The organism is Candidatus Sororendozoicomonas aggregata (assembly GCF_031528575.1).
In the GTDB taxonomy this organism is placed as follows: domain Bacteria; phylum Pseudomonadota; class Gammaproteobacteria; order Pseudomonadales; family Endozoicomonadaceae; genus Endonucleibacter; species Endonucleibacter aggregata.
Window position 1 is genome coordinate 1 of the sequence record NZ_JAVLSP010000153.1, and the last position, 4,920, is coordinate 4,920.

5 protein-coding genes are annotated in these 4,920 nt (G+C 47.2%); 2 read left to right on the forward strand and 3 right to left on the reverse strand.

The genetic code is table 11. From position 1 onward, the window contains the following. Positions 1–219 precede the first annotated feature (219 nt). On the reverse strand, positions 220–1,050 hold the full coding sequence (locus V4C51_RS17080) for a hypothetical protein (protein ID WP_330927384.1): 831 nt from the start codon (positions 1,048–1,050) through the stop codon (positions 220–222). 678 nt (positions 1,051–1,728) lie between these two features. Here V4C51_RS17080 and V4C51_RS17085 point away from each other — a divergent pair. Together V4C51_RS17085 and V4C51_RS17090 are read left to right on the forward strand one after the other, a co-directional pair. After that, on the forward strand, positions 1,729–2,244 hold the full coding sequence (locus V4C51_RS17085; protein WP_330927385.1) for an 8-oxo-dGTP diphosphatase: 516 nt from the start codon (positions 1,729–1,731) through the stop codon (positions 2,242–2,244). A gap of 197 nt (positions 2,245–2,441) precedes the next feature. Beyond that, positions 2,442–2,921 carry an Hsp20 family protein gene (locus V4C51_RS17090; protein WP_330927386.1) on the forward strand — a complete coding sequence of 160 codons (480 nt, stop codon included), beginning with the start codon at positions 2,442–2,444 and terminating at the stop codon, positions 2,919–2,921. Positions 2,922–3,002: 81 nt separating this feature from the next. Here V4C51_RS17090 and ispH read toward each other — a convergent pair whose 3' ends face one another. Together ispH and V4C51_RS17100 are read right to left on the reverse strand one after the other, a co-directional pair. Beyond that, positions 3,003–3,956 carry a 4-hydroxy-3-methylbut-2-enyl diphosphate reductase gene (gene ispH / locus V4C51_RS17095; RefSeq protein WP_330927387.1) on the reverse strand — a complete coding sequence of 318 codons (954 nt, stop codon included), beginning with the start codon at positions 3,954–3,956 and terminating at the stop codon, positions 3,003–3,005. A gap of 377 nt (positions 3,957–4,333) precedes the next feature. Then, positions 4,334–4,777 carry an FKBP-type peptidyl-prolyl cis-trans isomerase gene (locus tag V4C51_RS17100; protein WP_330927388.1) on the reverse strand — a complete coding sequence of 148 codons (444 nt, stop codon included), beginning with the start codon at positions 4,775–4,777 and terminating at the stop codon, positions 4,334–4,336. Positions 4,778–4,920 lie beyond the last annotated feature (143 nt).

A 4,920-nucleotide genomic window follows, 5' to 3' on the forward strand; every position in this document is an offset into this window, starting at 1 on the left:
TCGTCAAATAGCCCCACTATTATCCTCAGAAGCAGAAATTTTTATCCTCAATTTCTCGTAATCCTCGCTACGGGCGCTATTCTCGGTCAGCCTCCTAGGCATGACAGACAAGGTGCAAGGGATACAAGGACTGCATCATATTTCAATGCCACGGCACCGTCCCGTATCCCTCCTTATCTTCACCCTGTAAAGCTTATATCAAACCTGCCGTCGATACACTCACACCTGACGGTATGGTGGCTCTTCGGTATCGCAACGGTACGGCATACAGCATGTTTCCCAAAAGCCGGGCTCAGGACCAGGGGGAGGGGAAGAGGGAGGCATAAAATAACGGGATAGTTCAGGCAGCCCGGGGTTGTTAGAGCTCTTTTTCTCAAGCCCTGAAGCGTCCGTTACAGAAGCCAGTTTTCTTGCCGATTCCCCTATAGCCCTCTCAGCGAGAGTCTTGCACGCATCCTTGTACTGCTGCGGAAGCATACATGAATCATTGGGGCTGTACCGGTGTCCCGCATAGTAACCCTTATGTACATTCCCTGACCCACGACGTCTTGAAATATGTAATGCTCCGGCAATCAGTTCAGGGGGGATATCAGAGCTACAGCCTTTCTCATCCTGAAAAAATTGAACGCAGTTGGTCTGAATCATTTCACTGGTGACACCCTGCTTCTCGGTAAGCAACTCACGCGCCCATACGATCCGACTCAGCGTGTAGTTGGAAAATTTGCGCAAGTGTTCCAGGGGAACATAGATAAAGTAAATAAATGTCGTTTCGCCTGGATACAGTTCGCCACGCTTACGAGTGGGAAAAATAGCCGCCGCATCAATACGCCCGTTAAGACGAATATAGTAATTCGCATCGAAGGGCATGCGATCAAACCTGCAATCTTCAAGCATCAGGTTTGAGTCCTCATTATCATGCTTGCTACATTCGCCTAGCTTAAAACCGCGAGTAAAAATAATGTCTGGATGGCTTGCCGTCCCCTTAAAGCATAAAGAAAGGTTATTGTACTTATAACCGGAACTATGAACGCTATTATCAGTATCAGGCATAGCAATCACCGCTTTTTCGGGTAAATGATCACAGGCGAAGCCTACTGCTTGCCAATGTATAAGACCTCTCCCCAACTAAAGTAGGAGAGGCTTCTCAGGCAGCAGCTACCTACCGTGTGCATCCTTCAGCGGAAACGAACAGCCTGCTGCCTCTGTCATGATATTGCCGGCCATATTCACGTCGCGATCTATGCTTTTTTTATGCTTTTTATTGTACTTTTTATTGTACAATTGGCCCGATTCTGGCATAAGAATGCCCGACGATTAATTATAGTAGGAATTACCCCCATCGCACTTGTTAACAATGCTGTTGCGGTGGTTATCTGAGATAGCGGCTCACACGCTTTTATGGATAGACTGCTTATGTGCTGCAACCGATGACAAAAGCAGGCAGCTTTTCTCATTAGTTTCCAAACGGTGATGGCTTGATGCTGAGGAGTCTGTCGGACTTAAGACAATTTCGGCCTAAAATCCAGAAAGCGCGAGAAACCGCGAGAAAGTGCGGCCAGAATTTCCGATCAATTTGCTTAATTAAATAGGTCAACTATTCGCACAAATTGATCGAAAATTCTGACTCGTCCTACTGAATTTTATGCTAGAAAGCATAAGTCCAACAGGCTCCTGAGGCTTTGGATTCATGCATCTGATCATTATTTCTTTGGCTGATGAATAAGACCAATGACTTCGACTTACCAAACGCTCAATGATATTGATTGGAAACGCTGGGTTCCCAAACACACAGCAACATTGACGTTTATTGTTAAAAATGAGCAGATTTTACTGATCAGAAAAAAACGTGGCCTGGGTGCGGGAAAAATCAATGGCCCGGGCGGGAAGCTGGAGGCGGGTGAAACGCCCCTTGAGTGCGCCATCCGCGAAGTACAGGAGGAGCTGTGTATCACTCCCATTAACCTGCAGCACCAGGGCGAAAGCCGGTTCCAGTTTGTGGATGGCTACTCTATTCATGTACACAATTATATCGCCACAGACTATACCGGAACGCCCACTGAAACCGATGAAGCTATTCCTCTGTGGTTTGCTCTGGATGATATTCCCTATAACGAAATGTGGGAAGACGACCGTTTATGGTTACCACGGCTCCTGCATGGTGAAAGTTTTACAGGTCGCTATTTGTTTGACGATGATCGTATGCTCGATAACGACATTACCACTACTCGTTTCGCAAAAGAATAAAAAGAGCGATTAGTATAAGACTACTGACAGAAATTAATTTTTTTATGGGCGGGGTTGGAAAACAAAAATTCGCCCCTATATAGATTGATGTCAATGGCTCTAATCACCGAGTGATATTATCCCAGAGCGTTGATACTGACAGGTCTGTTCCCAGGAAAGACCGGCTGCTCCCTATTGCTCATTATGAGGATATAACCATGCGTACTATCGATTTTGACTTCAGCCCCTTATACCGTTCTGTTATTGGCTTTGACCGTGTTGCCCACATGCTACAAAATATTAAGGCCAGTACTAATCAAAATGGCTACCCTCCCTACAATATTGAACTGTTGGAAGAAAACCAATACCGTATTTCCATGGCAGTGGCAGGTTTTGGTGAAGACGAGCTGGAGATTGAAACACGCGAAAATGTGCTGACGGTTCAGGGGAAAAAAGCGCGGGAAGACACTGAGCGTCAATACCTGTATCAAGGCATTGCCGAACGCAACTTTGAACGTCACTTCCAGCTGGCAGACTATGTTAAAGTCACCGGTGCTACCATCATCAATGGTTTGCTCCATATTGAGCTGGAGCGTGAAATTCCCGAAGCCATCAAGCCGCGTAAAATTGCCATTGGCGACAGTAACAATAATGTACTGGAAGGCAAAAAAGGTAAAAAGAAACTCACCGCTGCCTGATGTCAACAACGTGATACCCATAAAAAAGGTGGCTGACAGCCACCTTTTTTGTTGTTGTATTGATCGTCGTACGATATTTTCTCAGTGATCGGCCACAGCCTTTAAACGCAATTCCTTAGGGATTGTAAAGGTAATATTTTCTTGCTTGCCATCGAGTTCGTTTACGGCATCAGCGCCTTGCCTACCCAGAAAATCAATCACTTCTTTCACCAGCACTTCAGGCGCAGAAGCCCCTGCCGTCACACCAACAGATGATTTACCCTCCAGCCAGTGGTTTTTAATATGGGTGGCATTATCTATCAGATACGCTTCACACCCTTCCCGCTCTGCCAGCTCTCGCAGGCGGTTAGAGTTGGAGCTATTGACGGAACCGACGACAAGTACCAGGTCACAGGCCCTGGCCAGCATACGCACAGCATCCTGGCGGTTTTGTGTGGCATAACAGATATCATCCTTACGCGGCCCCTGAATCTTCGGAAAGCGTGCACGCAATGACTGGATAACGCGCGCTGTATCGTCCATGGATAAGGTGGTTTGCGTTACATAAGACAAATGCGAAGGGTCTTTTACCACCAGACGACTGACATCTGCTTCATTTTCCACCAGATACATGTGGCCGCCATTGCTATTATCATATTGCCCCATGGTACCGATGACTTCCGGGTGGCCTTCGTGACCAATCAGAATGCACTCCCGGCCTTCGCGGGAATAGCGCACCACTTCAATATGGACTTTTTTGACAAGGGGGCAGGAGGCATCAAAAACGTTAAGGCCACGGCGATTGGCCTCCTGCTCAACGGCTTTGGAGACTCCGTGGGCACTGAAGATCACAACTTTATCATCAGGAACTTCATCTAACTCGTCCACAAAGATAGCGCCCCGCTCCTTCAGGCTTTCCACCACAAACTTGTTATGCACGACCTCATGGCGGACATAAACCGGCGGCCCCAGCACATCCAGGGCACGATTGACAATCTCAATCGCCCTGTCGACACCGGCACAAAAACCCCTGGGATTGGCTAGCTTTACTTTCATGGTTCACTCTAATCACTAAATACTAACAGGCGCAGGTAGGGTAGCTTAACTCACCTGCACCTTATACTAGCCCGGATATTTCATAAACATGCTCCTGGCCTTGCTTGCTCCTTGCGGCTCTAAGGAAGTTTATGAAATATCCGGGCTAGGAGCCTGTTTTGGAAGCCGTCTTAAACGTCGCGCTACAACCGCGCCGCGCGATAAACGGGTCTGAAAATCCGTTTTACTCGGTAAATAGTCCGTCACTGCCTTTACTAAAGCTGATTTTTCCCTCCACTTTTACTGTCCTCGCTTCGGGTAGATTTTTCAGACAACTTTTTCAGACAACTTTTTCAGACAACTTTTTCAGACAACTTTTTCAGACAACCTCCGAAAGATCAGTTAACGGTCACTACATCCAGAATCTGCACATCAAATTGCAAAGCATGCCCCGCTAACGGGTGATTAAAGTCAACTTCAACGGTTTCTTCATCAAAGCATCGCACTACCCCTGGCAGCTCGGTATTGCCGGCATCGGAAAAAGATACCACCAGCCCTTCTTCGAGCGCCATATCGACACCAAATGCGTCGCGGGCAATGGTTTGTATATTATTGGGGTTTGGCATACCAAAGGCATCTTCTGGTGGCACCGTCACGCTTTTTTTCTCGTCGGCTGCCAGCCCGAGTAGTTGTTTCTCAAAGCCCTTTGGAAGATTACCGTCACCAATAATCAGACTAACCGGGTTTCCCTCAAAGTTACTGTCCACGATTGCACCGTCTTCCAACTTCAGGGAAAAGTGAAGGGTGACTTTACTGCCGGTGGTAATAATAACGTTAGACACTGCATGATTCCTATATTTAAACCTGCTTGCCCCTGCGCTTCCGCGGCTAGGAGCCTGACCGAGAATAGCGCCCGTAGCGAGGATTACGAGAAATTGAGGATAAAAATTTCTGCTTCTGAGGATAATAGTGGGGCTATTTGACG